20 protein-coding genes are annotated in these 26553 nt (G+C 28.6%); 14 read left to right on the top strand and 6 right to left on the bottom strand.

Annotated features, from left to right (window positions below; all coding sequences use genetic code 11):
* The first annotated feature begins 14 nt into the window (after positions 1-14).
* The 3 genes from K7H06_RS04840 to K7H06_RS04850 all read left to right on the top strand — a co-directional run bounded on the left by K7H06_RS04840 (position 15) and on the right by K7H06_RS04850 (position 3868).
* Positions 15-806 (top strand): SDR family oxidoreductase, encoded by a 792-nt coding sequence (locus tag K7H06_RS04840; RefSeq protein WP_223038815.1) that lies wholly within the window; start codon positions 15-17, stop codon positions 804-806.
* Between the two features lie 79 nt (positions 807-885).
* On the top strand, positions 886-2082 hold the full coding sequence (gene pseC, locus K7H06_RS04845) for a UDP-4-amino-4,6-dideoxy-N-acetyl-beta-L-altrosamine transaminase (protein WP_223038816.1): 1197 nt from the start codon (positions 886-888) through the stop codon (positions 2080-2082).
* 139 nt (positions 2083-2221) lie between these two features.
* Positions 2222-3868, top strand: a complete 1647-nt coding sequence (locus K7H06_RS04850) for a methionine synthase (RefSeq protein WP_223038817.1) — start codon at positions 2222-2224, stop codon at positions 3866-3868.
* Between the two features lie 107 nt (positions 3869-3975).
* Here K7H06_RS04850 and K7H06_RS04855 read toward each other — a convergent pair whose 3' ends face one another.
* Both K7H06_RS04855 and rfbC read right to left on the bottom strand, forming a co-directional pair.
* Complete coding sequence (locus tag K7H06_RS04855) at positions 3976-4656, bottom strand: glycosyltransferase family protein (RefSeq protein WP_223038818.1); 681 nt, start codon at positions 4654-4656, stop codon at positions 3976-3978.
* 81 nt (positions 4657-4737) lie between these two features.
* On the bottom strand, positions 4738-5313 hold the full coding sequence (gene rfbC / locus K7H06_RS04860) for a dTDP-4-dehydrorhamnose 3,5-epimerase (RefSeq protein WP_223038819.1): 576 nt from the start codon (positions 5311-5313) through the stop codon (positions 4738-4740).
* Positions 5314-5577: 264 nt separating this feature from the next.
* Here rfbC and K7H06_RS04865 point away from each other — a divergent pair, with 264 nt between their 5' ends.
* Genes K7H06_RS04865 through K7H06_RS04885 form a run of 5 tightly spaced genes read left to right on the top strand, consistent with a single transcriptional unit; the run spans position 5578 to position 10744 of the window.
* A complete protein-coding gene (locus tag K7H06_RS04865; RefSeq protein WP_223038820.1) occupies positions 5578-6633 on the top strand; it encodes an NAD/NADP octopine/nopaline dehydrogenase family protein in 1056 nt (351 codons plus the stop codon).
* Positions 6634-6648: 15 nt separating this feature from the next.
* The gene (locus K7H06_RS04870; protein ID WP_223038821.1) at positions 6649-7416 is read left to right on the top strand and encodes a cytidylyltransferase domain-containing protein; all 768 of its coding nucleotides are present in this window, start codon (positions 6649-6651) and stop codon (positions 7414-7416) included.
* Positions 7417-7458: 42 nt separating this feature from the next.
* On the top strand, positions 7459-8514 hold the full coding sequence (locus K7H06_RS04875) for an N-acetylneuraminate synthase family protein (RefSeq protein WP_223038822.1): 1056 nt from the start codon (positions 7459-7461) through the stop codon (positions 8512-8514).
* Between the two features lie 2 nt (positions 8515-8516).
* Complete coding sequence (locus K7H06_RS04880; protein ID WP_223038823.1) at positions 8517-9518, top strand: glycosyltransferase; 1002 nt, start codon at positions 8517-8519, stop codon at positions 9516-9518.
* Complete coding sequence (locus K7H06_RS04885; RefSeq protein WP_223038824.1) at positions 9515-10744, top strand: ATP-grasp domain-containing protein; 1230 nt, start codon at positions 9515-9517, stop codon at positions 10742-10744. Before K7H06_RS04880 ends, K7H06_RS04885 begins: the two co-directional genes overlap by 4 nt.
* A gap of 30 nt (positions 10745-10774) precedes the next feature.
* Here K7H06_RS04885 and K7H06_RS04890 read toward each other — a convergent pair whose 3' ends face one another.
* Genes K7H06_RS04890 through K7H06_RS04900 form a run of 3 tightly spaced genes read right to left on the bottom strand, consistent with a single transcriptional unit; the run spans position 10775 to position 14995 of the window.
* On the bottom strand, positions 10775-11863 hold the full coding sequence (locus K7H06_RS04890; RefSeq protein ID WP_223038825.1) for a polysialyltransferase family glycosyltransferase: 1089 nt from the start codon (positions 11861-11863) through the stop codon (positions 10775-10777).
* Between the two features lie 13 nt (positions 11864-11876).
* On the bottom strand, positions 11877-13325 hold the full coding sequence (locus tag K7H06_RS04895; protein WP_223038826.1) for a glycosyltransferase: 1449 nt from the start codon (positions 13323-13325) through the stop codon (positions 11877-11879).
* Entirely contained in the window at positions 13319-14995 is a 1677-nt protein-coding gene (locus K7H06_RS04900; protein WP_223038827.1) for a glycosyltransferase, read from the bottom strand. The genes K7H06_RS04895 and K7H06_RS04900 overlap by 7 nt, the downstream gene beginning before the upstream one ends.
* A 261-nt stretch (positions 14996-15256) precedes the next feature.
* On the opposite strand from K7H06_RS04900, the gene K7H06_RS04905 reads away from it, so the two are divergent.
* The 3 genes from K7H06_RS04905 to K7H06_RS04915 are packed head-to-tail and all read left to right on the top strand — an operon-like array spanning position 15257 to position 19843.
* Positions 15257-16150 carry a DUF6385 domain-containing protein gene (locus K7H06_RS04905; protein WP_223038828.1) on the top strand — a complete coding sequence of 298 codons (894 nt, stop codon included), beginning with the start codon at positions 15257-15259 and terminating at the stop codon, positions 16148-16150.
* A 57-nt stretch (positions 16151-16207) separates the two neighbouring features.
* The gene (locus tag K7H06_RS04910) at positions 16208-18016 is read left to right on the top strand and encodes a tetratricopeptide repeat-containing glycosyltransferase family 2 protein (RefSeq protein ID WP_223038829.1); all 1809 of its coding nucleotides are present in this window, start codon (positions 16208-16210) and stop codon (positions 18014-18016) included.
* A gap of 48 nt (positions 18017-18064) precedes the next feature.
* The gene (locus K7H06_RS04915; RefSeq protein WP_223038830.1) at positions 18065-19843 is read left to right on the top strand and encodes a DNRLRE domain-containing protein; all 1779 of its coding nucleotides are present in this window, start codon (positions 18065-18067) and stop codon (positions 19841-19843) included.
* Between the two features lie 34 nt (positions 19844-19877).
* On the opposite strand, the gene K7H06_RS04920 is transcribed toward K7H06_RS04915, so the two are convergent.
* Positions 19878-20732 carry a DNRLRE domain-containing protein gene (locus K7H06_RS04920; RefSeq protein ID WP_223038831.1) on the bottom strand — a complete coding sequence of 285 codons (855 nt, stop codon included), beginning with the start codon at positions 20730-20732 and terminating at the stop codon, positions 19878-19880.
* A gap of 298 nt (positions 20733-21030) precedes the next feature.
* Here K7H06_RS04920 and K7H06_RS04925 point away from each other — a divergent pair, with 298 nt between their 5' ends.
* From K7H06_RS04925 to K7H06_RS04935, 3 genes are all read left to right on the top strand, one after another.
* Complete coding sequence (locus K7H06_RS04925; protein WP_223038832.1) at positions 21031-21600, top strand: cell division protein ZapA; 570 nt, start codon at positions 21031-21033, stop codon at positions 21598-21600.
* Between the two features lie 91 nt (positions 21601-21691).
* Positions 21692-24157, top strand: a complete 2466-nt coding sequence (locus tag K7H06_RS04930) for a U32 family peptidase (RefSeq protein WP_223038833.1) — start codon at positions 21692-21694, stop codon at positions 24155-24157.
* Positions 24158-24169: 12 nt separating this feature from the next.
* Positions 24170-26548 carry an endonuclease MutS2 gene (locus K7H06_RS04935; RefSeq protein WP_223038834.1) on the top strand — a complete coding sequence of 793 codons (2379 nt, stop codon included), beginning with the start codon at positions 24170-24172 and terminating at the stop codon, positions 26546-26548.
* The last annotated feature ends 5 nt before the right edge of the window (positions 26549-26553 follow it).

The following is a 26553-nucleotide window of genomic DNA, read 5'->3' on the forward strand; positions in this document are numbered from 1 at the left end:
TTAGGAGTGAAGATATGTTATTAAAGGAATTATTAGATTTAAAAGGTAAAACCATATTTATTACTGGAGGAAGTGGATATCTTGGATCATCCATGTGTGAAGGGTTAGCTGAATTTCATGCAAATTTAATTATAGGAAGTAGAAATTATGAAAAAAATAAAAAATTTACTAAAGAATTAAATAAGAAGTATGGAAATATAAATAGACCTATTTATTTAGATATATCTAATTCAAGAAATATAGATAATGTAATTACAAACATCATAAATGAATTTGGAAGAATAGATGTTTTGATTAATAATGCCAGTTGTGGAACGGGGAGAGATTTACTTAAAATGAATGAGGAAGAATGGAAGCAAGGTATAGATGGGACTGTAAATGGAGTATATAGATGTATTAAGGCAGTGTTACCTCATATGATTAAACAAGAATCTAGCAAAATTATTAATATTGCTTCTATGTATGGTGTTGTATCACCTGATGTTTCTATATATGAAAACAATGATTATTATAATCCTGGAAATTATGGAGCAGGAAAAGCTGCAATCATTCAATTTACAAAATATATAGCATGTGTTTATGGAAAATATGGCATAAGGGCAAATTCAATTTCGCCAGGACCATTTCCGAAAACAAAAATTCAAGAAAATAAAGTCTTTAAAGAACGATTAGAGAATAAGGTTCCTTTAGGAAGAATAGGTAATCCAGAAGATTTAAAAGGAATTATCTTATTATTAGCTTCTGATGCGTCAAATTATATTACAGGAACGAATATAATGGTTGATGGAGGATGGACAGCTTGGTAGGTGTACCATCTATGATATGTAGAGGACTATATAAGGTTTATAGTTAAAAAATGAATGCTGAGGTTATGGAGGTATAGTAATGAATAATATATTAGCAATTAATGGTGGAAAACCAGTAAGAGATTGTTATTTGCCATATGGACAGCAGTGGATTGATGAAGCAGATATTCAAGTAGTAGTAGAAACATTGAAAAGTAATTATTTAACGACTGGACCCAAAGTAGCTGAACTTGAAGAAAAGATAGCAGAATATGTAGGCGTAAAGCATGCAGTGGCAGTATCAAACGGTACTGCAGCATTACATGCAGCATGCTTTGCAGCAGGGATCAAAGAAGGAGATGAAGTAATCACTACGCCATTAACATTTGCAGCATCAGCAAATTGTATTTTATACCAAGGGGCTACTCCTGTATTCGCAGATATTGATCCTAAAACCTATAACATAGACATACATGATCTTGAGAGAAAAATAACAGATAAGACGAAAGCAATTATTCCTGTTGATTATACAGGTCAAGTAGTTGATATAGATCCTATTTTAAAATTGGCAGAGAAACATAATCTTATTGTAATAGAAGATGCTGCACATGCATTGGGTACAGAATATAAAGGGAAAAAAGTTGGAAGCATTGCTCACATGACAACATTTAGCTTTCATCCAGTAAAGCATATTACAACGGGTGAAGGTGGAGTGATTACTACGAATGATGAAGAATTTTATAAAAAGCTTTCTTTATTTAGAACACATGGAATCTCTAGAGATAAAAAATTATTAGTAAATAATGAGGAAGGCTCTTGGTATTATGAACAATTAGAATTAGGATATAACTATAGAATTACAGATGTACAATGTGCATTAGGCGTTAGTCAATTAGAAAAAATAGATAGATTTATTGATAGAAGAAGAGAATTGGTTAAGAAATATAATGAATATTTATCAGCAGTAGATGGTGTTATTATTCCTTATCAAGGAGATTATTCTCATTCTAGTTATCATCTTTATGTGGTTCAGATAGAAGTTGAAAAATTTAGCGTTGGAAGAAAAGAAATTTTTGAGGCATTAAAAGCTGAAAATATTGGTGTAAATGTACACTATATCCCTGTGTATTATCATCCCTATTATCAGAAACTTGGATATAAAAAGGGATTATGCCCTAACGCAGAAAGAATATATGAAAGAATCATAACTTTACCATTATTTCCTAAAATGAGTAATGACGATTTAAAAGCTGTAGTAAATGCAGTAAATAAGGTTTTAACTTATTATAAAGAGTAGATTTTCTTTAGTATATTTATCCATTAGTTGAGCTAGTTTATTTTATATAGTGAAAATTGTTTAGTTTAAGATAATCTATCTTTAACAGGAAAATATAGAGATAATTCAAACGTTATAAAATAAATATAAGGAGATAGACATGAAAAAAATTTTATTGGCTGCACTAGGCAATTGTGTTCATAGTGCAGGCATCTATAATTTTATGAAATTAGCAGAAAAAGAAAACTATGAGATTATATATATGGGAAGTGCTGTTCCTGTAGCTAAAGTTATAGATGCAATTATAGAAAGTCAACCAGATATGATTAGTGTTGGATATAGATTAAGTGCTATATCAGCTAAAAGTATTCTTGAAGAATTTCAGAATGGAATAATAAAAAATAATTTATTAGACAAAATTTATATTTTTGGAGGTACAGTGGAAACGGGTAAGATTGCTAAAAAGTTTGATTTTATAAAAAAAGTATTTGATGGAACAGAAGAAATAGAAGAAGTAATATATTTTTTGAAAAATCAAGATAGATGTGATCGTGATAATAAGATTCCTCCTCAAAATTTAAGAGAGAGAATGGATTATAAAAAGCCATTTCCATTGATTAGACATCATTTAGGATTAGAGACAATACAAGATACCATTGAAGATGTGAAAAAACTATCAGATTCTGGTCTATTAGATATCATATCTATTGCACCAGATCAAAATTGTCAACAATATTTTTTTGAACCCAAGAAAATGATTGAAAAAGAAAAGGGTGCAGGTGGAGTGCCTATAAGAAGGAAAGAAGACTTAGAAAAGTTGTACCAAGCTTCAAGACGAGGAAATTATCCTCTTATGCGTTGCTATTCAGGAACAAATAATTTATTAAGATTGTCAGCATTATTAAAAGAAACCCTTAATAATGCTTGGGCAGCAATTCCTCTTATGTGGTATTCAGATTTAGATCGAAGAGCAGAAAGAGATTTATTAGATGCGATTAAAGAAAATCAAGAAGCTATAAAATGGAATGCTCAAAATCACATACCAGTTGAGATTAATGAATCACATCAATGGGCACTTAGGTATGCTCATGATGCTTTAGAAGTAGCGATAGCATATATTGTAGGATATAATGCAAAGTATTTTAAAGTTAAAGATTTTGTGATGCAGTTTATGTTATGTACTCCTCCAAGTATTTCTCCTAAAATGGATTTAGCAAAAATGTTAGCAAAAATTGAACTTATAAAAGAATTAGAAGATGATTATTTTAAGATAATTAAAATGGTAAGAACGGGTTTATTATCGTATTCAGCAGACCCGTATACATCAAAAGGTCAATTAGCAGGAAGTATGTTTTATGGAAATTATTTAGAGCCAGACATCCTCCATATAGTTGCTTATTGTGAAGCTATTCACAGGGCAACTGCTAAAGAAATTATAGAAAGTGTAAAAATAGTAAAAGGGGTATTAAGGTTAGCAAATGCAGGAATACCGAATTATTTATATGATAAAGAAATAATCAATAGAAAAAATATCATAAAAAAAGAAGCAAGATTAATTATAAAAGCAATACAGCAACTAGGTAGAGAATATAAGAATCCTTTAATAGAGGCGGAAGTATTATATAATGCTGTTAAATTAGGAGTTTTAGATGCTCCTGGGCTGAAGGGATTTTCGGTAGCTAATGGGAATATATGTACAGAAATAGATAATGGAGCTCATGTAATAGTTAAAAATGGAAAAGTTATAAGTGAAAGAGAAAGATTACAAGATTTGGGATTTGATGTTTCGGAAAAACTAAAAAACTAATTAGGATATTAGAGAAAATGTTTAAAATAGCCCCAAATTGTAATTAAGATGAGGGCTATTTAACATTTTTTGGATGTAGGATTCATACTATTAAAGCAGAGAATGTATTAATCTGTAGGAAATATGTTTTTTGCGTATGCATTTAGAAAAATTCTCCTACATTCTTCATATCCATTTTTAAAATTAACAATTCCACAATCATGAATGCACCATGGCTCAGTTTGTTCTGGAATAGCTATTTTATAGCCTGCTTTTTTAAATTCAATACTTTGAGAAGTATCATAAAAATGCCATCCATTAAAAATATCTTCTCTCCATGGAAGGTCATATTGGGTAATCATGATAAAACCATCAATAGCTTCTACAATTTCATATTTATTTTCAACTGTATTAAGTTGTAAGAGTTCTAATTTTCCTGTGTGGCTATCATAAACTTTTCCATATAGATTCTGAGATTTCCACCAAACCCCATTTGCTGGAATTGTTTTAGAACCTAATATTCCAATCATGCCTATGTTCTTATCTTGCTCAAAAACAGTTATAAAATCGCTTATAAAGTTTTTGTTAATAATAAATACATCTTGATGCATATATACTTTATATTTGGCATCTGAATTTTGCATACCTTGATTATATGCTTGGGTAATACCTTTTGAGTTTGCTATATATATAGTTTCTATTTTAAAGTTTGTTGGGATATTTAGATTTTTTATAGAGAACAAGGATTTTTCATATGTTTTTTCATTATTTACACAGGTGATAAAGCATATTTTTTTAGAATCTAACATAGTTTCACCTTCTATGAATTGAATATTTGAATAATAAAGTGTAGAAAAACCTCATTTTTTTTACTAATTTCTTTGTCTTATTCATTGATTCTTATTCCTTATGACAAGGTTTTTATAATCCTTAAAACTTATCCAATTTTTATCTTTATCAGACAATATAATTTTATTAATGTGATTAACTGGCCAGTGAATGTTTATATCCGAATCATTCCAAATAATCCCGTATTCATCTTTAGAATTATAGAATTCTGTACATTTATATACAAATTCTGCTTCTGATGAAAGAACCAAAAATCCATGGGCAAAACCTTCTGGAATATAAAACTGTCTTTTGTTTTTTTCACTTAAAATACATCCATACCATTTTCCAAAAGTATCAGATTCTTTCCGAAGGTCTACTGCTACATCAAAAACTTCTCCTTTGATCACCCTTACTAATTTGCCTTGAGGACATTTTTTTTGAAAATGAAGGCCTCGAAGAACGCCATTTTGTGATTTTGATTGATTATCTTGGACAAAGACCATATCTAGTCCTGCTTTTTTAAAATCTTTATAATTGTAAGTTTCCATAAAATATCCTCTTTTGTCCTCAAATACTTTTTGCTCAATAATGTATAATCCTTTTATTGGTGTTTCTATAAATTCAAATTTTTTCATTTTTGCCCCCCTAAAATTTTCATACATTTTACTGTAGTAATCTTAATATTCTCCATTAGTTATAGGATTAAGCCAAGTTTTATTTTCTAAATAAAACTTAGCTGTTTATTAAATTTTTTATTTTAATATAGTATATTTTTGTAAATAGTTTTTGCTACAACTATATACGCAATTGTCAAAAAGCAATAAAGATATACAAAAACAATTTTTCACAGATTTATGATGGATACATATAAATGATTATAGGAAGGGGAGGTAAAATGCATGAACAGGATTGGGATACTTGGTGCAGGAAGTGGTGGATTAGCTTTAGGATCATATTTAAGTGATAAAAATCATAAAGTAAGTATTTGGAACAGAAATAAAAATAGAATAGATCAGATAACAAAAAATAATGGGAATGTCTTAGTGCATGACCATTGTTCAAATAAAAAAAGCTATAAAAGGATTGGAAATTTTGAATTAGACTTAAAAAAAATAGTTGAGCGTTCTAAATATATTTTTATAGTGATGCCAGCTATAGCATATAAAGAGATGGCACAAAGAATGGCCTCTTATATTACAGATGAACATATAATAATCCTTATGCCTGGAAGGACTTTTGGAACGGTAGAATTTATGGATGAAATAAAAAAAATAAAGGATGTAAATCCAACTTGTATTGAAACACAAACGATTATTCATACTTGCAGATTTGATCATGAAATACTAAATATTTATGCTACTAAGCCAAAAGTTCAATATACTTCACTGAGACCACTTAGTGAAGGAATCATAAGAGAAATTAATGAGCTATGTAGTAATTTTGTGTACGAAAAAGATTATCTAGCCATAACACTTCATAACATTGGAGCAATGCTTCATCCTATTCCAGCAGTCTTAAATATAACTCAAATAGAAAATAGTAGAAAATATAAGCATTATATTGAAGGGATTACTCCTGTTGTTGCAAACTATATAGAAAAAATTGATCTAGAGAGAAAAGAAATATATATGTATTTAGGTAAAAACTTCTTTTCCGTATGTGACTGGTTAAGTTTGGAATATGGAAGTGTTGGGAATACCCTTTATGAAAAAATTCAAAACACAAAAGCTTATGATGATATATATGGAGCTAATTCTTTAAAGCATCGCTATATTTATGATGATTTAATAACAGGATTAGTACCCATATATTGGTTTGGAAAATCATTAGGACTTAAATTATATAATTTAGAATCTTTTATTACCTTTGCATGCAACTTATTAAATTATGATTTTTATAAAAATGGTAGAAATTATACAATCCATAATATGAAGGCGTTTAGTATTTTCTTATAATGGGAGGGGGGAATTATGAATATTGTTGCAATTATTCAAGCAAGAATGGGTTCTACTAGATTGCCTGGAAAAGTATTATTACCACTTAAAGGAAAACCTGTATTGTGGCATATCGTAAATAGATTAAAAGCATGTAAAAATATCAATAATATAGTGATTGCTACAAGTGTAGAAGAAAATGATAATAAGATAGAATGCTTTTGTAAGGAAAACAAAATAGATTATTTTAGAGGTAGTGAAAAGAATGTACTAGAAAGATATTATTTTACTGCAAGGAAGTTTCAAGCAGATCATATAGTAAGAATAACAGCAGATAACCCTGTTTTAGACCCGAAAATCATAGACGAGTTAATAGATATTTATAAAAAAGATCAGTATGATTTTTATGGAGTAGGTTCAGGTTTTCCTTATGGAATAAGTGGAGCAATTTTTTCATTCAAAGCACTAGAAGAAAGTTACTTAAATGCTAAAGTACCATCAGAAAAAGAGCATGTTGGATTATATATAAAAAAGAGATCCAAAGAATACAAAGTTGGGTTTTATGGAAAATATAAAGATTTAGGAGATTATAGATGGACATTAGATACAAAAGAAGATTATTTACTTATAAAAAAAATATATGATGCTTTATATAAAAAAGAAGAGTTATTTTTTACAGAAGATATATTAAAATTTATAGAGAAAAATCCGCAATTCAAAACAATCAATAAAAACACAATAAGAGATGCAGGATTATTAAAAACACTTATGGATGATGAGAACTACCTAAATAAAAAAATCTAATTGGAAAGGGCAGATTAAATTTATTATTTTAAAGGAGTCTGAATGAAATCTATGATTTGGAATATAGAAAATAAAAAAATAGATTTTAATAAAAGAACACTAATTATTGCAGAAATTGGTGCAAATCACGATGGAGAACTTAAAAAAGCTAAGAATTTAATAGATATAGCTTATCGTGCAGGTGTTGATGCTGTAAAATTTCAAACATATACTTCAGATGAATTAGTAGCAGACAAAGATAGAATAATCACTTGGGGAAAAAAAGGACAAAAAGTAACTGAATCAATAGGGGATATGTTTAAGCATCTAACTTTAAATAGGAAGTATTATAAAGAATTATTTCAATATGCTAAAAGCTTAGATTTAATGCCATTTTCTACGCCCTTTAGCATAGATGGAGTTAGATTTTTAGAGAATTTAAATGTTTCTATGTATAAGATAGCATCATCAGATGTTGGGAATATTCCAATGCTAAAGGAGATTGCAAAAACAAAAAAGCCTGTTATTTTAAGTACAGGAAAATCCACATATGAAGAAATAGATTTAGCTATAAGAACTCTTGAAGAAAATGGAACAAAATATATTGCTATACTTCATTGTGTAGCAGCATATCCTACAAAAATAGAAGATTCAAATATAAAAATAATGAAAACGCTAAAGAAAATGTATCCAGAATATATTGTAGGTTTTTCTGATCATTCTAAAGGATATTTAGCATCTTCCATTGCAGTAACTCATGGAGCAAAGATTATAGAAAAACATATAACCTATGATTGTAATGCAGAAGGACCAGATCATTGGTTTAGTCTAGATGAAAATGGTATAAATGAACTTGTAAGGACAATAAGAATCAGTGAAAAAATAATGGGAGACGGAAGAAAGAAGATTTTAGCGTCAGAAAGTAAAGGAAGGAAATATGCTAGACCCTCTATTGTTGCTAAAAAACAGATTGAAAAAGGACAAATAATTACAGAGAATATGATAAAAATATGCAGACCTGGATATGGAATGGAACCAAGATTTTTAGATGTTGTCATAGGAAGAGTTTGTAAAAAGTCTTTAAAAGAAAATGAAGTATTTACATGGGAGCATATTTAATTATGTTTAATGAAATTGTATTTATTCTAGAAATATGCAAAAAAAGAGGATTAGGTCATTGGTTTAGATGTTTAGCTTTAAGCAAAAGCTTAAAAGAAAATAATCCTATAAGGATCACTTGGCTATTAGATATGTTACCTAATTGTTATAAAACTATATTAGATAAAGAAAAAATAAATTATAAAGTTGGTAAATTTAGAGATGTTTATATTTTACAAAATACATTAAAGAAAATGAATACGAAAGTGATCATTTTAGACCTAATGGATTTAGAGAAAGATTATGTGAATCATTTAAAAAAGCTCTATAAAACAATTAGTATTGGTGGAAGTAAAGAAGGAGTAGCGTATACTAATATTTCTGTAAATGGAATGATAAAAAGAAAGGGATTTATAGATGAATTCTATGGAGATCAGTTATATACAGATGTCAAATATATTATTTTAAGACCAGATATTTTAAAATATCAAAATAAAAAATTAAATAAGGGTATAAAAAAGATCTATATTTCTTTGGGTGGAGATTATAGGGCATTAGGTGTTAAAATTGCTAAGTTACTGAATAGAATAAATCCTAATTTTTATATCTATGTAGTATTAGGAGCGAATACAAATATAGAAAAATATAGTGTAAGTCATCCTATAAAAATATTAAAAAACATAGAGAATCCAGGAAGAATCATGAAAGATTGTGATATAGCTATTACAGCTGGTGGAATGACAACCTTTGAGTTATTGTATATAGGGGTACCGATTATTTTAATATCTATAACGGATTTTCAAAGGTATCCTTGTAAAGTATTTCAAGACAATGGTATAGGCATATATTTGGGAGAGCATGATGATGAAAACTTAGAAGTAAAACTAAAAGGAACATTAAAAGAAATGGACGATTTTCATAAAAGAGAAAAAATGGTACAAAAAGGACAAATGTTGATAGATGGAAAAGGTGTACTGCGAGTAAAAGAAATTATATTAAGGGAGTTGAATAGGGGGAGAATATGAATATACTCATATTAGGTGCAGGAGTGGATCAAATTCATATGATAAAAAAAGCAAAAGACCTTGGTCATACTGTTTATACTTGTGATAGAAATAAAAATGCTCTAGGAAATAAATATGCAGATTATCCACTAGACATAGATCTAATAGATGTAGAAAGTATAAGAAAAGTTATAGTAGATAACAATATTCAAGGAATTTGTACAATGGCAAGTAATTTGGCTCCAAGAATAGTAGCAAAAATAGGTGAGGAATTTAAATTGAATACAATAGCTTATCAATCTTCTCTGAAGGCAACAGAAAAAGCTGTATTTAGAGAATTATTCAGAAATACGGATATTCCAATTGCTGAAGGTGGTAAAGTTTATACTTTTGAAGATGCATTAAAAATATGCAAAGCAATTGGTTTTCCAGTTTTATTTAAACCATCAGATGGGGCTGGATGCAGGGGAATAAGAATTGTAAGAGATAATAAAGATATACAAGAAAAATTTAAATTTTCTAAGAGTCAAAGTGATTCAGGAATTGTGGTAGTTGAAAAATATTATGAAGACCATTTAGTTTTTGGAGTCGAATCAGTAGTCAATGAAGGAAGAACTTATATTGTAGGAATTGCTGATAAAATGGTTAAGAAATATCCTGAAATAGGAACTTTAGGAATTACTTTACCAACAACATTAGATGATAAAAAAATACAAAAGGTAAAAGCAATTGTTGAAAAAATTCATAAAAAATTAGACATTAAAATGGGAGCAACCCACCTAGATTTTGTATGGGGTGATAATGAGCCTAGAATTATTGATATAGGTCCAAGACTTGCAGGAGGACCTTTGATTCATGAACTATTATATAAATTAACTGGGTTTGATATGATTCAATATGTTATCAAACAAAGTCTTGGAAAGGTTGAAAATCCTAAAATAAGAAAAATAAAAAAAGCAGGAATGAGTATACATTTTTTTTCTCCTATTTCTGGAAGATTACAAGATTTTCAAATGCCAACATTAAAAGAAAATATGACGGGTGTTTGGAGAAAAGGAAAAGGAGATATAATAGATGTGAATACTTCTAACACAGGAAGATTAGGCTATGTGACTTGTATAGATGATCATATTGAAGTGGTAAGAGAAAAAATAAAAGATTTTATATTGAATACAAGCATAACCATAGTAGATGATCATAATCAGTTAAAAAGGATTACGCCAATATTAAAAGGGTGGGTATATTGATGTATACCCATCCTTTTGAATGATGTAATTTTATTTTTTTATAGATAGTAAATTTTTATTTAAAATGTTTTGTAGATCTATGAATGATTCGATTTCATAAATATTTTCGTTATATGATTTTTTGAATTGGTTATAATATTTTTCTAGCAATATAGTGGGTGTGGTGATGTCTAAAAAGTTATGCAATAGTTTAATTAATGAGAAAAAATGATTGTGTATATTTAAATCTTTGAATACAGTACGTGCGTTGATCATTGCTGAAGAACTGTAAGTCATATATATTTTATTTTGAAGATTAGATGGATTGTTTATATATTCATTTAAATAAATTACTTCCCAAGGAATACCCTCATGCTCTAAAATATCAACACCTAATCCAGTATATTTGTACTTAGAATCAGATGGATGTTTTTTTATTAATATTTTAAAGTCTTTTAATACTTTTATAATATTCATGAGTAAGTATTTTTCTTCAATATAGGATGTTTTATGTGTAAGGGTAAAACATTGGTCAAAAAATACAATATCATAATCTTTCTTTTCATATTGATAATCAAACAGGATATTTAGTTCATTACATAGTTCATATTTCAATTTACTATCCAAGTATTTTTTTAATTCAATGTTTTTTAACGGTTTATTTAATGTACTGATATAAAGTCTTTTATCGAACAACCATATTTCTGATATTGTATTGAAATCTAGGGGATTCCTTTGAAGATTATTTTTATTTTTAAAAAATTCACTTGCTTCTTTTGGACGGTAAGTCATATAGCCTTCATCTGTTAAAATTATTTTTGTATGGTTGGGTATAGCATTCATTAAAATAGAATTGAAAATAGAGCCCCATGAAAAATAATGAAGTACATGAATACTTGTAAAATCAATTTTATCAAATTGCTGCTGGATTAGATGGAAGGGTTTATTTTTTTCTTCTATTAAAATGAGTTCATCCCAAACAGCTAATTTTTTAGAATTTATATATACTTTTTTAAGATGATGATCAGAAATTAAAATGATTTTATAATTGTCTTTATATACTGTTTTAGATAATATATATGAAACAAAAACATGATAGGGGGTTAAGCATGAAAAACAAATGGCTTTATTGTCAGTCAATAGATTCCACTCCTTATTTGGTACAATTAAATATAGGGTACCTTTTTATGAGGATATTTTTATCTATTAAATAATTAAATACTTCATGCAATAGGGTATTGATCTTCCTTTGGTCATGAATGTCATGGACTCTGAAACAACTTAAAGGTTCTGATATATATAATACTTTTCCCTTATCAATAATGTTGATGATCGTAAGCAAGTTAGCCATTATTTGATCTTCTTTTGCTACATATATACCAAACTTACCTTTTTGTATATCATTTTCAATAGCTTTTCTCTTAAATAAAGGAATACTTATTTCATCAATGAGATCAAATATTTTTGTTAATAATAAACTGATAAAAAATTTACCATTTAACATAGAGTTATTGTCAAATAGTTTTCTTTTTATATGTGTATCTTCTAAAATGGTTCCATTCTTATCTATTAATTGGCTGTAGGATGTGACGCATTGTAAATCTTTATATTTAAAAAAATAATTCATCATTATAGTGATTCTGTCTTTATGATAAATAACATCATCTTTTAAATAGCTAAGATGTTCACCAGAACTTATTTTTAAAAGTTGGCTTAGCATATCTTTATTTTGAAATAATACATCACTTCTATAGTATTGAATATTAGGATGCTTTTCTATATATTTTTGGGTTGTTTTTTTGCATTCATCATTTGAACTTTTATCAATAATAATGATTTGTATGTTTTTGTAGGTTTGATTGAGGACACTATCTAGAGCACTTTTAAAATAATCTACTCTATCATATGCTTCTATAAAAACACTGACTAAGGGAAAAATATCTTTTGCATATTCATTTAAAAATAGATCTCTATATGCTTCGTATCCATTCTTTGTATTAACGATTCCACAATCATGAATACACCAAGGGGGATTTTGTTTTGGAATTACTACTTCATATCCTCCTTTATGAAATTCAATACTTTGAGATAGATCATAAAAATGCCAACCATCAAAGAGATCTTCTCTCCAAGGAATATCATATTGGGTGATCATGATTAATCCATCGATAGCTTTTACTATTTCATATTCATTTTCTATTGTATTAAAATTTAGTAGTTCTAATTTTCCAGAATGACTATCATAAACTTTTCCATATCGAGTATTAGATTCCCACCATATTCCATTTAGAGGAATTGTTTGAGTACCTGCTACGCCTATCATTCCTATACTTTTGTGGGTTTCAAAAATATCTATAAAATCTACTATAAAATTTTTATTGATGATAAATACATCCTGGTGCATATAGACTTTATATTTAGCATCTGAATCTTTTATTGCTTGATTATATCCTTTTGTAATGCTTTCTGCATTTTTTATACACAAAGTTTCTATTGTATAGTCTTCTGGTATATAGAGATTTTTAATATATAATAATGCTTCTTCATACATTTCTTCATTATTTACACAGGTGATAAAGGCTATTTTTTTAGGACTTAACATAAATTTTCACCTTCTATGATTTTTAATAGTTCTTGAGTCTCAATATTCTGAGGATTAATCTCATAAGATTTAGATAATAAAATATTTGCATATTCGTACATATTTTTTTTACTTAATTGAGAGGATAATTGATTTAATACTTTGTCTTTTTTTATAATATTCATATGAATTATTTTTATAAGAGTATTTAAATTTAATTTAGAATCATCGATTATTTCTATTAAAGATTTTGAACTTTCTTCAATCAATATATCATTTTCAATTCTTCTTAATAAGAACTTAATTTTTGTATGATTACTATTATTTTCTTCTATAGAATTTTCTATCTTTCTTGCTTTTATAAAATATTGTTGAAATTGATATTGTTTTGTCATATTTCTTCCTGTTATATTATTTAATGAATTGATTAACTTCTTGTCAGCTTCATTTGGTTGTGTAGTTTTTCCAGTGATTGTTTCAATTGTATAATTCACGTCGTTGAACATAGTATTGATTTGTTTTAATGTGAAAAATCTAATAGGTGTTTGGTCATCATGTACCCAATTTCCATTTATCAAATTTTTAATATTGCTATAGTGCATGATATTAGGAATACTGGCTAAAATTTTTCCGTCTTTTTTCATATACATTCCTATGTTTTTTAATATTTTCCAAGGATCATATAAATGCTCTAGTATATTTCCTAATATAATATAATCAAAATAATTTTCATCGTATGGAAGTTTTTCGTTTTCTATATTTAGGCATTGTACATTAGCAAAAGACTTAGCAATTTCTAAAGCTTTTTTATTTAAATCTATTCCATATAAATTAGCTGTTTTGCAATTGTTTTTGATTTGAAGTAAAGTACCTCCGTAACCACATCCAATTTCTAATACATTGACTTTTTTAGATTGAAAATTATCCATTAAATTTATTAAATCTACTTGAATATTTGAATAATAAGAAATAGAGAAACCCCATTTTTTTTTAAATTTCTTTTTATTAACTTTAAGAATTTTAGAAAATTCATTTTTAGTTTCATTAAAAGAAACACTGCCAAAATGATGTATAAATACATCTTTACAGAGCATTAATTTGTATCCAGCTAACTTGATTCTAAAGGAATAATCATCATCTTCAAAATTTCCAGGTGAAAATCGTTCATCTAACAGCCCAATCTTTTCTACGACTTCCTTTTTAATAAGCATACAAAATCCAATTAATCTTAGTTTTTCTTCCCATTGATTTTTACTAGAAATATTGTTTTTTTTTGCAAATGTAATCATTTCTTCAATGTTATTGTAGGTAGATGGTATTGTTTGATGATTAGAACAGTTATTTGTAACAGCGCCTACAGCGCCTATATCTTTATCACTATATAAGCATTTATTCAAATTTGTAAGCCAATTAGGTGTGACAATGATATCGTTATTTAAAAGGAGGATATTATCTCCTTTTGCTATTTTTATCCCTTGATTACAACCTTTAGGAAATCCTAAATTATCTTCATTAAATATACATTGAATATCTTCTTGATTTTTTAACCATTTAGTAGTTCCATCAGTAGAGTGATTATCGATTACTATGAGTTCATAAGTGTTTTTGTCTGTATATTTTCTAATACTATTGATACAAAGTTTTGTATAATGCAATTGATTAAAAGTTAATAGTATAATACTTGTTTTCATAGTGAATCCATCCTTATTTTATATTCGTTAAAAGACATTTATGGATTATTTTGAACAAAAACCATAACATGGGTATAACCTAATAAGTTTACTACTGCTCCCATATCATTTTTAGATGTCCTCCTAGTTAAATTTTTTCCTATAATATAGTATATTTTTGGCATGAGGATTTGTCACACTTATAATGTGTTTACATAATATGAATTAGGATTAAGGAGACAACTCCTAAGTCTATATAAAGTTTAAGGAAGGAGGATCTTTATGGCTAATAATTTAGTGTTTAATAATGTGGCAGATCAATTAAAAACAAAAGTATATGGTGATAATAGTGGAACTACAAAAGCTATAGCAGTAGATAGTGATGGGAAATTACTAGTTGGCGAAATTGGTACAGTGACAACAATAGGTGAAGTGTTAAATGTACAATCAGTAGATTTAGTAGATGCAGTGTCAACGGTATCAACAGTAAGCCAAGTATTAAATGTAGCATCAGTAGACGCAGTAGATGCAGTGTCAACGGTATCAACAGTAAGCCAAGTATTAAATGTAGCATCAGTAGACGCAGTAGATGCAGTGTCAACGGTATCAACAGTAAGTCAAGTATTAAATGTAGCATCAGTAGACGCAGTAGATGCAGTGTCAACGGTATCAACAGTAAGCCAAGTATTAAATGTAGCATCAGTAGATGCCGTAGATGCAGTGTCAACGGTATCAACAGTGAGTGAAGTATTAAATGTAGCATCAGTAGATGCCGTAGATGCAGTGTCAACAGTAACTTATGTATCAGAAGTAAAATCAATTACAGATACAGTAAATATCAATGTAGTAGGGAATGGATTTGTACATGATATTGGAACAGCAGCAGCTATTGCAGCTGGTAATACAGTTACAGTATTAACGAAGGATACTTCTGAAGTGAACGTTACTTCATTCTATATAAAGAGAACGGGTGGAAGTGGAACTGTTGAAACATGGTTACAAATATCCCCAACCAATGTGGCGGCTGATTATATTGATGACCCTTATGTAGTAACTTTAACAGATGATACACCAACCATATTAGATCCACAAAGATATCTTAAGTATACAAGAGTAAGGGCAAAAGCAATAGGAGATACAGCCACTGTAGTAGCTCGTTATAATGGTCATTATTAACTAATAGGCTATCGGATGTATTCCGATAGCTATACATATGAATAAGGGGGGATGAATTTGTTATTAAGCTTATGTGTTATTACAAAAAATGAGGAAAAGAATCTTCCAAAATGTCTTGAGAGTGTAAAGGACATTGTAGATGAAATGATTGTTATAGATACAGGCTCTACGGATCATACAGTAAAAATAGCTAAAAGTTATGGAGCAAAGGTAGATTATTATCAGTGGCAGGACAATTTTAGTGATGCAAAAAACTATGCTTTTGGGCAAGCAAAAGGGGACTGGATTTTAACCATGGATGCAGATGAAGAGTTATGTGCTTCTGATAAAGAGCGAGTTTTATCATTACTAAATAATCCAGATGTAGATATATATCTTTTTCAAACACTAAGCTATCTTGGAAATAAACTAGGGCAAGAATTAGCTAGTAATCTTAATATTCGATTAATAAGAAATCATAAAGGATATAGATATATAGGTGCCATTCATGAGCAAATATGCAATCAATATGATGAAAATATTGACCAAAGCAAAGTAAAAATAGAAAAAATAGTCGTCTATCATTATGGGTACTTAAGAAGTGTGGAAAAAGAAAAAAATAAATCTAATAGGAATATGAAGATTTTAGAAAAAGTTCTAAAAAATGATCCAAACAATAATTTTCATTTGTACAATATGGGAAATGAATATTTGAGAATAAGAAAATTTGAAAAAGCTCTTCAATATTATAAAAAAGCATATGAAAAATTTATACCTTATCCTGCTCATAGTCCTAAACTTTTAATAAAAATGATTTTAACTTTGGATATATTAAACAAGTATGATGAAGAAAGAAAAATATTAGAAAGAGGTCTTAAATACTATCCTAAATTTACAGATTTAGAATATTTAAAAGCATGCTTAAATCATAAACAAAAGAAATATGTATTAGCAATAAAAGGGTTTATCAAGTGTTTAAATATGGGAGAAGCTCCTATGGATTTATGTAATATTAGTGGGGTAGGTGGATATAAGTCATATTATGCATTAGGAGAGATTTATTATCAATTAGGTGATGATGAGGAGGCATACCGTTTTTATGTAGAAGCAATTCAAGCAAAGCCTGAGTTTTATATACCGCTTCATAGAATTGCAGAAATTTTAATGAAAAAAGAAAAGGATATGAATATAGTAACGAAAAAATTAGAAGTATTTTTTAAAAGGCCTTTTCATGCAGGCGTATATACAAAATTAGGAGATTTATGTTTTGGTAATGAAAAATATGATGTAGCCCTTGAATATTTTCTAAAAGCAAAAGAAATTTTAAAAGAAGATTCTAGGTTGAATTATTATGTAGGTATGTGTTGTCTTTTCCTTAAAGATTACCAACAAGCATACAAGTATTTTGAAAAAGTAACACAAGGAATTCACTATGAACAGGCTGTATACAAAAGGATTCTTTGTGAAATTCTTTCCGATAACATGGAAAATGCAAAAAGATTACTCTTAAGTGCTAAAAAATTTGAAGATAAGCAAATTTATGAGGTGTATGAGTCCTTTGAGAAATTAGCAGAAAATAAAGAATGTGAGAGTATTAGTGACAATGAAGAGGAGTCTAAAGTATTTACAGATACAATTTTTACTCTTTTAAACATGCTTATAAAAGTAGCATCACCAGAAATCTTTGAAAAGTCATTACAGTTATTAAATCTTATTCAAAATGATGAAGTTTTACTAAGACTTGCAAAACTTTATTATCAAAATGGTTATAATCATTTAGCATATGAAGAATTTATAAGATCTATAAAAATCTTTGACAAAATAGATCAAGAAGGTTTAGAAATGATGAAAAATATTTTAAATACATCTAGTCCATTCACAACATAAAAAAATATTTCGTATAATGATACAAAATCATAAAGTGAGTGAGTGAATATGATAGAAATAATAGAACAAAAGCCTTTTAAAGATGCAGCTATAAATAGTGCTATGCCATATGAAAACTATGGGGATTATTATGCTTTGTTTGTTGGAAAATATATGAATCATTCTATATATAGAGGGTTACTTCATTTTGATTTGCCTATTTTAGAAGGTGTTGGGAGGGTAGAAAAGGTAGAACTATTTTTGTATATTATTCGTAATGACAATCCATCCCACAAAAAAGAATTTCAAATTTATAGAACTTCAGAAGGATTTGAAGAAAATGCTGTAAACTACGCAAATCAACCAATGATTGATGAGGGAATCAACCAAACTTTTATGATTAATGAAGAAATAAATACTTATGTCAAAGTAGATATAACAAAGTTTTTTAATGACTGGTATTGTAGAAAATATCTTAATTATGGTTTGTTGATAAAAGTAGCAGATGAAAAGCTAAATTCTTTGGTAGCATTTTATAGCAAAGACAATGATGAAGAAATATATGTACCAAAATTACAGATAAATTATGAAAAATTTGAGAAAAAAGATGAGATAATTGAGAAAAAAAACATACAAAGTAAAAATATAAATTCTAAAAAGTATTATACTATGGGAAATAAGTATTTTGAGGAGCAAAAGTATAAGAAAGCCTATGAATATTATCAAGAGATTTTAAAAGAATTTATGCCAAAGGAAAAATATGGTCCGAAATTATTATTTAGAATGGTAAAGACTCTAGAAAAATTAGAGAGGTATGAGAAAGCATTAGAAATAATAAATGAAGGGATTAGATATTATCCTGATTTTACGGATTTATTTTTTCTAAGAGCAAAAATATTTCAGAAACAAAATAAAACTACTTTAGCTATAAAAGAATTGAATAAGTGTATATATATGGGAGAATCACCTATACACTTAAATTTTATTGAAGGAGTAGGTAGTTTTAAAGCCTATGATGCTTTAGCACAAATTTATTATGAATTGAAAGATTATGATGAAGCTTATCAGTACTGTAAAAATGCACTTCACAAAAATCCTGTATTTACGAATCCTCTTTATATAATAGCAAAAATATTATTCAATCAGCAAAGGGGTATAAACGATATAAAAGAAAAATTAGAAAGTTTTTTTGGAACAAATTTAGAAGGAAAAGAGTATATGATCCTTTCAGATGTGTATTTTCATCAAAAAAAGTATAAGATATCTTATGAATATATTTTGAAAGCAGAGGAAATGATAGGGTTTTCTTCTGGCCAGTTTTACCGAAAAGGAATGTGCTTACTTTTTTTAAAAAACTATCAAGAAAGTTATAAAAACTTTGAAAGGATAAAAAGGGGAGAACTTTATGAAAAAGCTATATATAAAATGGCAGTATCTGAAATATTAAGTGGTAATATGTATAATACTACTAAGCTTTTAAATAAAGTGAGAGATCCTGAAAATATTAACAGAAGAAAGATATACTATGCTTTGAAAAATTTATTAGAAGGAAAAAATTGTGATCCTATCAGTGATGATCAAGAGGAATCTAAACAATTTGTGCAGATTATTTTTGAATTATTAGATATTCTTATTGAAGCTGCATCTCCTGAACGGTTTGAAAGATCATTACAACTTTTGAATCTTATTGAAAATGATGAAGTTTTATTAAGACTTGCAAAGCTTTATTACTATCATGAATTTTATCATATGGCTTATGAAGAGTTTATTAGGAGCATAAAGTTTTTTGACAAAATAGATTTTGAAGGATTAAGTATGATGAAAAAAATTTTCTTAAAAATAAAATAACAAACTACTGTAGATATACAGTGGTTTGTTTATTTTATTCTTGTGCTTCATACCAAATTCTAATTTTCGATGTTTCTCCAGGGTTAACATTTTTTGCTGCAATACGACCATAAGTTGCAAAACAGTAAGGGGTACTCCAAATGAGCTCGTGAGGTTTAATCACTGTAGATTCTGGAATATCATCACAAAAATCAATACCATTTGGACTGGACTGGAATTTTATTTCTATAGGAGAATTCCCCAAATTTTTAATGTGACAAGTAATTGTTTTTGTAAGAGATGCATTTATTGTAGATGAAAATCTATAAAGTTCATCTGTATCCATTTCTTCAGTTTCTGAAACATAACGAGTAGGAACAATTGTTATATTAGATTTTTGTCCATAGGTTATTTCCAGCATAGGTGATAAATTAGAGTTTATAACAGTATTTACTCGATTATAGGTTCCATTGGATAATTCTTTATTTTTTATAATAAGTCCATAATTCATGATTTCATGTTCATACCATTTTGTAACTATTTCTGTAATATTGAAATGATAAAAATCTACTCTTTTTATACACTTAGTTTCTCCTGTTATATGAGTATAAAAGGATGGTTGATTATTCCATGTAATATTTTGTATATTCCAATCTTCTTTCAATGCGTAGGGGGTAAATGAACTTGGAATAAGCATTCCAGCAAACTGAACATAGATTTTAAGTACAGCTTTTAAAATTATACATTCATTAGGAATGGTTGTAATGGGAAATTTAAAAAGTATTCGAAATATGTCATTTGCATCTTTTCTTCCTAAGTACATATCTTTACAAAGACCAAATATTTTATTTGGTGCATAAGAACTAATTTGTACTGTGGCTACTTGTGGAAATATTTTTATAGAACTCATAAATATCCTCCTAAAACATGACAATGCTGTGATAGTTGTCTATTGAATATTCGAAGGGTCTTATTCACTTTTATAGTATTCCAATAGACATAAGAAGGTTCTAAAAATCAAAAGACATATACTAAAAATTATAATTGTAGAATATTCAAAAAATAAATGATGTTTAGTTCTCCTATAGTATTTATTTTATGACTACTGTATAATATAATAGATTATATAGTAGAAAATATAGAAGGAATTATATCTTTTTTAAAGAATTTTATATATAGGACTCAAATTATTTGAGGGAGCGATATGGATGAGCAATAAAAACAAAGTGATTGTTAGAATATATGGACAAGAATATACAATGGTTGGCAATGAGTCTAAAGAATATATGCAAAGGGTTGCCAATTTTGTTGATGAAAAAATGATTGATATTGCAAGGAATAGTAAAAAATTGAGTACGGCAATGATTGCAGTTCTAACTTGCCTAAATATTGCTGATGAGTATTATAAAATTAATCAAGAGATTGAAAAAGTGAAAGAAGAGGCAATAAAGCCCTTACAGGAGTTAGAAGAAACACGTAGTCAATTAACAGCAGCATTAGCAGATTTTGAAACAAAAGAGATGGAATATAAAAGAATTATTGAACAATTAGGAGAAGAGAAAAAAAATAACATAAAAAATGGTGAATGTGAAATTCTAAAGAAGGAAATAGAAGATTTAAAAGAAAATCTTAATTTAAAAGATCAGGAAATAAAAAAGGTAAAAAATGAAAATGAGGAACTGCAAAATAAGGTTTTTGATAGTCAAATTAAGTATGTACAAGCTAGAAAAGAATTAGATGCATTTATTGAGAATTTTGATGAAAAAAGCAGAAAATAAAATATTACTAATGGTATGATGAAAGTAGTGATATAATAATATTACTACTTTTTTAGTGGGTTGATAAATGTTTTTACAGGAGATGATACAAATGGATATAGAATTATTAGCACCAGTTGGAAGCTGGGAATCACTAGTTGCTGCAGTACAAAGTGGAGCAGATGCAGTATATTTAGGTGGAAAACTATTTAGTGCAAGACAGTATGCAACAAATTTTGATGAGGAAGAATTAAAAAAAGCAGTAAATTATTGTCATATAAGAGATGTAAAAGTATTTGTTACAGTAAATACTTTACTATCTAATAAGGAATTAAAGGAGTTAGGAAAATATATAGCTTTTTTATATCATATAGATGTGGATGCATTGATTGTTCAAGATTTAGGGGTAGCAAAGCTTGTAAGAGATTTATTTCCAGATTTTGAACTACATGCAAGTACTCAGATGTCTGTTCATAATTTTGAAGGAGTAAAACTTTTAGAAGAAATGGGCTTCAAAAGAGTAGTACTTGCTCGTGAAATGTCAAAGGAAGAAATTGCTTTAGTGAAAAAAAATACAAAAACGGATATAGAAGTATTTGTCCATGGTGCTCTTTGTATTAGTTATTCAGGACAATGCCTGATGAGCAGTATGATTGGAGGGAGAAGTGGAAATCGGGGAAGATGTGCCCAACCTTGTAGAAAAACTTATGATTTAGTGGATATGAGCACAGAAAAAAAGATAGCACATGATTTTGGAAACTATCTTCTTAGCCCGAGAGATTTAAATACATTAGAAGATATCAATGAAATATTAGATACAGGGGTAAAATCTCTTAAAATTGAAGGAAGAATGAAAAGACCAGAATATGTGGCTACCGTTGTGAGTGCTTATCGAAAAGCTGTTGATCAGTATATTTTAAGTAAAAAGAAACCACAAATAGATGAAAAGACACTAAAAGAAGTAAAACAGATGTTCAATAGAAGGTTTACAAAAGGATATATATTAGGAGAAAAAGGACAAAATCTTATGAGCTTTTCAAAACCGAGTAATAGAGGAATAAAAATTGGAAAGGTTCTTGAGTATGATCAACATAAAAGAAGAGTAAAAATTAGATTAGAAGAAAACTTATCAAAGGGAGATGGCCTTGAAATATGGGCTAAAAAGGGAGATAACCCAGGTTGTATTGTAGAATATATTTTAAGAAAAGGAGAAAAAACAGATAGGGCAAGGAAAGGCGAGATTGTTGAAATCAATTTTAAGCATGTAGTATATAAGGATAGTTTAGTATATAAAACTTCTGATAGTGAGCTTTTAAAAAAGGCAAAAGAGACTTATGAAAGAAAAGATAAAAATATCCCTATTTATGGACAATTTCATGGTAAATTAGATAAAGAAATTGAATTATTATTATGGGATGATAAGGAAAACTTTGTTCATGAGAAAGGAGATATTAAGGCTGAAAAAGCACTTAAAACACCTACGACTGAAGAAAGAATTTATGGACAAATTTCAAAGCTTGGGAGTACTCCTTATGAACTAAAGAAAATAGATATTCAGGTAGATGAAGGAGTAGCTATTCCAATTAGCGCAATTAATCAATTAAGAAGAACTGCTATTGAGAAGCTAAGTGATTTAAGGGGAAATTATCATCATAGAAATAATATAGATGTAAAAAGCTTTCATGAAAAAATAGAAAAATGGTTTATGTTTAAAGAAAAACAAAAGGAAAAAGAAATGCATATTCATGTAAGTGTGAATAATTTAAATCAACTAAAAGCAGTACTTGACTTTTCTGTAGATAGAATTTATTATAATGATTTTGATACAATAGAGGAAGCTATAAACTTAGGGAAAAATTATCATATACCGTTGTTTCCATCTTTTTCGAGGATCACAGAAGATAAAGAATTAAAAACAATCAAGGAAAAATTAAAAAAATTACAAATACAAGGGATTTTAGCTTCAAACTTAGGGGTATTAAATATAGCAAAAGAATTAGGAGATATTTGTATTGTTACAGATTTTTCACTCAATATATTCAATAATGGTGCAATGGAATATTTAAAAGAGACGAAAGTGAAAGAAGTTACATTATCTCCTGAACTGACATTAAAGGACATAAAAGAAATTACAAAAAAATCTTTGCTTCCTTGTGAAGCGATTATTCATGGAAATTTACCCCTTATGATTAGTAAATATTGTCCTGTATCTACTATACTTAAAAATAACCAAAATCATTGTGGGGCTTGTGAAAGGAATCAATTTGGATTAAAAGATCCATTAGGGGTAGTTTTTCCAATGGTAAGAGAAAGCAATTGTAAAGTTCAAATATTAAATGCTCAAAAGTTATGCTTAATTGAGCATATGAAAGAATTGATGGGTTCAGGATGTAATGATTTTAGAATAAACTTTACCACAGAAGATACAAAAGAGATTGAAGAAACATTAAATGCCTATATACAAGAGATGAAAAATACTAAAGAAGGAAATAAGAAAGATAAGGGAGTACAACAGTTTATTAAAAAGATGAAAGAAAATGGATTGACAAAAGGACACTTTTTTAGAGGAGTTATGTAAAGGGGAGTTATAATGAACGAAAGAACGCTAAGAGTTTTAGAATTTGAAAAGATAAAAAATAAGCTAATAGGATATGCACACTCAACTTTAGGAAAGAAAATAGCAGAAAGCCTAGAGCCATCAACAGAATATGAAATGGTTGTAACGTGGCAAAAAGAAACGCATGAAGCAACAAGTATACTATTACAAAGAGGAAATATTCCATTAGGAGGGGTTCATGATTTATCTTATCATTTAAAGAGAGCTGAAATTGAATCATTCCTTTATCCGGGGCAACTTCTTGAGGTTTCAGATACCTTAAGAGCTGCAAGAAGATTAAAAAGTTTCATGAAAGAAGCCAAAGAAGGAGAAGGGAAGTTTCCAGTTATAGGCGGATATATAAGTAGTTTATTTACCTTTAAAAGCATTGAAGATCGAATTAATGAATGCATTGTAGGAGAGGATGAAATATCTGATCATGCTAGTCCTGCATTAAGAAATATAAGAAGAACCATGGAATCAAAAAATGTAGCCATTAGAAATAGATTAAATAGCATGATTTCTTCAACTAAGCATCAGAAGTATTTACAAGATGCTATTATTACCATTAGACAGGATCGCTATGTGGTGCCTGTAAAGCAAGAATATAGAGCTAATGTACCAGGGCTTATTCATGACCAATCTTCTAGTGGAGCTACCCTTTTTATCGAACCTATGGCCATTGTACAGCTTAATAATGAATTAAAAGAATTAAAATTAAAAGAAAAGGCAGAAATAGAAAGAATACTTAGTGAGTTAACAGCACTAATTGGGGAGCGGGTACAAGAAATTAAGTCCAATCAAAAGGTACTTTCTATATTAGATTTTATATTTGCAAAAGGAAAATTAGCTGTAAGTATGAATGGCGTAGAACCAGAAATCAATAAGGATGGATATATTCGTATAAAAAATGGAAGACATCCTTTGTTAGATCAAAAAACGGTGGTGCCTACAAATATTTATATTGGGGATACCTTTAATACATTGGTCATTACAGGACCCAATACAGGGGGGAAAACTGTAACCTTAAAAACGGTAGGACTTCTTACAGTTATGGCTCAGAGCGGATTACATGTGCCTGCTGATTATGGGACAAAACTATCTGTATTTGAGCAGGTATTTGCAGATATTGGGGATGAGCAAAGTATTGAGCAAAGTCTTAGTACCTTTTCTTCCCATATGACAAATATTGTTGAAATATTAAAGCAGGTAAATAGTAATTCATTAGTATTACTAGATGAGCTTGGAGCTGGAACAGATCCTACAGAAGGGGCAGCCCTTGCTATTGCCATTTTAGAACATCTTTATACTATGGGGGTAAGAACCATTGCTACAACTCATTATACGGAATTAAAGGAATTTGCCCTAACGACAAAGGGCGTGGAGAATGCATCTGTAGAGTTTAATGTAGAAACCTTAAGCCCTACCTACAAACTTTTAATTGGTGTTCCAGGAAAATCAAATGCCTTTGAAATATCAAAAAGACTAGGACTTAGTGAATATATTATAGAAAAGTCTAAAGGTCTTATTTCTAGAGAAGATATTGCCTTTGAAGATTTGTTAACATCTATTGAAAAAGATAAGCGAATGGCTGAAGAGGAAAGGGACGAAGCTGTAAGATTAAAATTGATGATACAAAAGCAAAAAAGTGAGTATGAACAAAAAAATGAAAAATTAGCAATGCAAAGAGAGAAGATTTTAAAAGAATCACGAGAAGAGGCTAGAAAAGTTTTAAAGGATGCCAAAGAAGAGGCCGATAGAGTTATAAAAGAATTAAGGGATATGGAAAAAGTTCAAGAGGAAAAGGAAAGAAATAGAAAAATTGAAGAAACAAGAAAAAATTTAAGAGGAAAAATTAGTGAGATGGAAAAAGGTTTAGGATTAAGTATGGATATAAGTGTGAATACTAAACCACCAAAGAATTTAAAAATGGGAGATACGGTATTAATCATTAATTTGAATCAAAAAGGAGAAGTTGCATCAAAACCAGATCAAAAGGGAGATTTAACTGTACAAGTAGGAATTATGAAAATCAATGTAAATATTAAAAATTTAAGACTAGAAAAGGAAAATAGGGAAAATATCAAAAAATCTGGTGCTGGAAAGATTGCAAAACGTAAAGCCCAAAGTGTTAAAACATCCATTGACCTAAGAGGACAGACTTTAGAGGAAGCGAGGATGAATACGGATAAATACTTAGATGATGCATATATTGCAGGTTTAAATGAGATAAGTATTATTCATGGAAAGGGTACAGGGGTACTACGTGAAGGCATTAAAAATATGCTAAAAAGACATAAACATGTAAAAAGCTCAAGAGATGGAGCTTATGGAGAAGGGGGAACAGGGGTTACCATTGTTGAGTTAAAATAGAAAAG

The sequence above is a fragment of the Crassaminicella profunda genome (assembly GCF_019884785.1).
GTDB lineage: Bacteria > Bacillota > Clostridia > Peptostreptococcales > Thermotaleaceae > Crassaminicella > Crassaminicella profunda.

Excerpts from the sequence above, each read along its gene's own strand:
- K7H06_RS04840 (WP_223038815.1), top strand. The coding sequence starts at position 15 with ATGTTATTAAAGGAATTATTAGATTTAAAAGGTAAAACCATATTTATT.
- pseC (WP_223038816.1), top strand. The coding sequence starts at position 886 with ATGAATAATATATTAGCAATTAATGGTGGAAAACCAGTAAGAGATTGT.
- K7H06_RS04850 (WP_223038817.1), top strand. The coding sequence starts at position 2,222 with ATGAAAAAAATTTTATTGGCTGCACTAGGCAATTGTGTTCATAGTGCA.
- K7H06_RS04855 (WP_223038818.1), bottom strand. The coding sequence starts at position 4,656 with ATGTTAGATTCTAAAAAAATATGCTTTATCACCTGTGTAAATAATGAA.
- rfbC (WP_223038819.1), bottom strand. The coding sequence starts at position 5,313 with ATGAAAAAATTTGAATTTATAGAAACACCAATAAAAGGATTATACATT.
- K7H06_RS04865 (WP_223038820.1), top strand. The coding sequence starts at position 5,578 with ATGAACAGGATTGGGATACTTGGTGCAGGAAGTGGTGGATTAGCTTTA.
- K7H06_RS04870 (WP_223038821.1), top strand. The coding sequence starts at position 6,649 with ATGAATATTGTTGCAATTATTCAAGCAAGAATGGGTTCTACTAGATTG.
- K7H06_RS04875 (WP_223038822.1), top strand. The coding sequence starts at position 7,459 with ATGAAATCTATGATTTGGAATATAGAAAATAAAAAAATAGATTTTAAT.
- K7H06_RS04880 (WP_223038823.1), top strand. The coding sequence starts at position 8,517 with ATGTTTAATGAAATTGTATTTATTCTAGAAATATGCAAAAAAAGAGGA.
- K7H06_RS04885 (WP_223038824.1), top strand. The coding sequence starts at position 9,515 with ATGAATATACTCATATTAGGTGCAGGAGTGGATCAAATTCATATGATA.
- K7H06_RS04895 (WP_223038826.1), bottom strand. The coding sequence starts at position 13,325 with ATGTTAAGTCCTAAAAAAATAGCCTTTATCACCTGTGTAAATAATGAA.
- K7H06_RS04900 (WP_223038827.1), bottom strand. The coding sequence starts at position 14,995 with ATGAAAACAAGTATTATACTATTAACTTTTAATCAATTGCATTATACA.
- K7H06_RS04905 (WP_223038828.1), top strand. The coding sequence starts at position 15,257 with ATGGCTAATAATTTAGTGTTTAATAATGTGGCAGATCAATTAAAAACA.
- K7H06_RS04915 (WP_223038830.1), top strand. The coding sequence starts at position 18,065 with ATGATAGAAATAATAGAACAAAAGCCTTTTAAAGATGCAGCTATAAAT.
- K7H06_RS04920 (WP_223038831.1), bottom strand. The coding sequence starts at position 20,732 with ATGAGTTCTATAAAAATATTTCCACAAGTAGCCACAGTACAAATTAGT.
- K7H06_RS04925 (WP_223038832.1), top strand. The coding sequence starts at position 21,031 with ATGAGCAATAAAAACAAAGTGATTGTTAGAATATATGGACAAGAATAT.
- K7H06_RS04930 (WP_223038833.1), top strand. The coding sequence starts at position 21,692 with ATGGATATAGAATTATTAGCACCAGTTGGAAGCTGGGAATCACTAGTT.
- K7H06_RS04935 (WP_223038834.1), top strand. The coding sequence starts at position 24,170 with ATGAACGAAAGAACGCTAAGAGTTTTAGAATTTGAAAAGATAAAAAAT.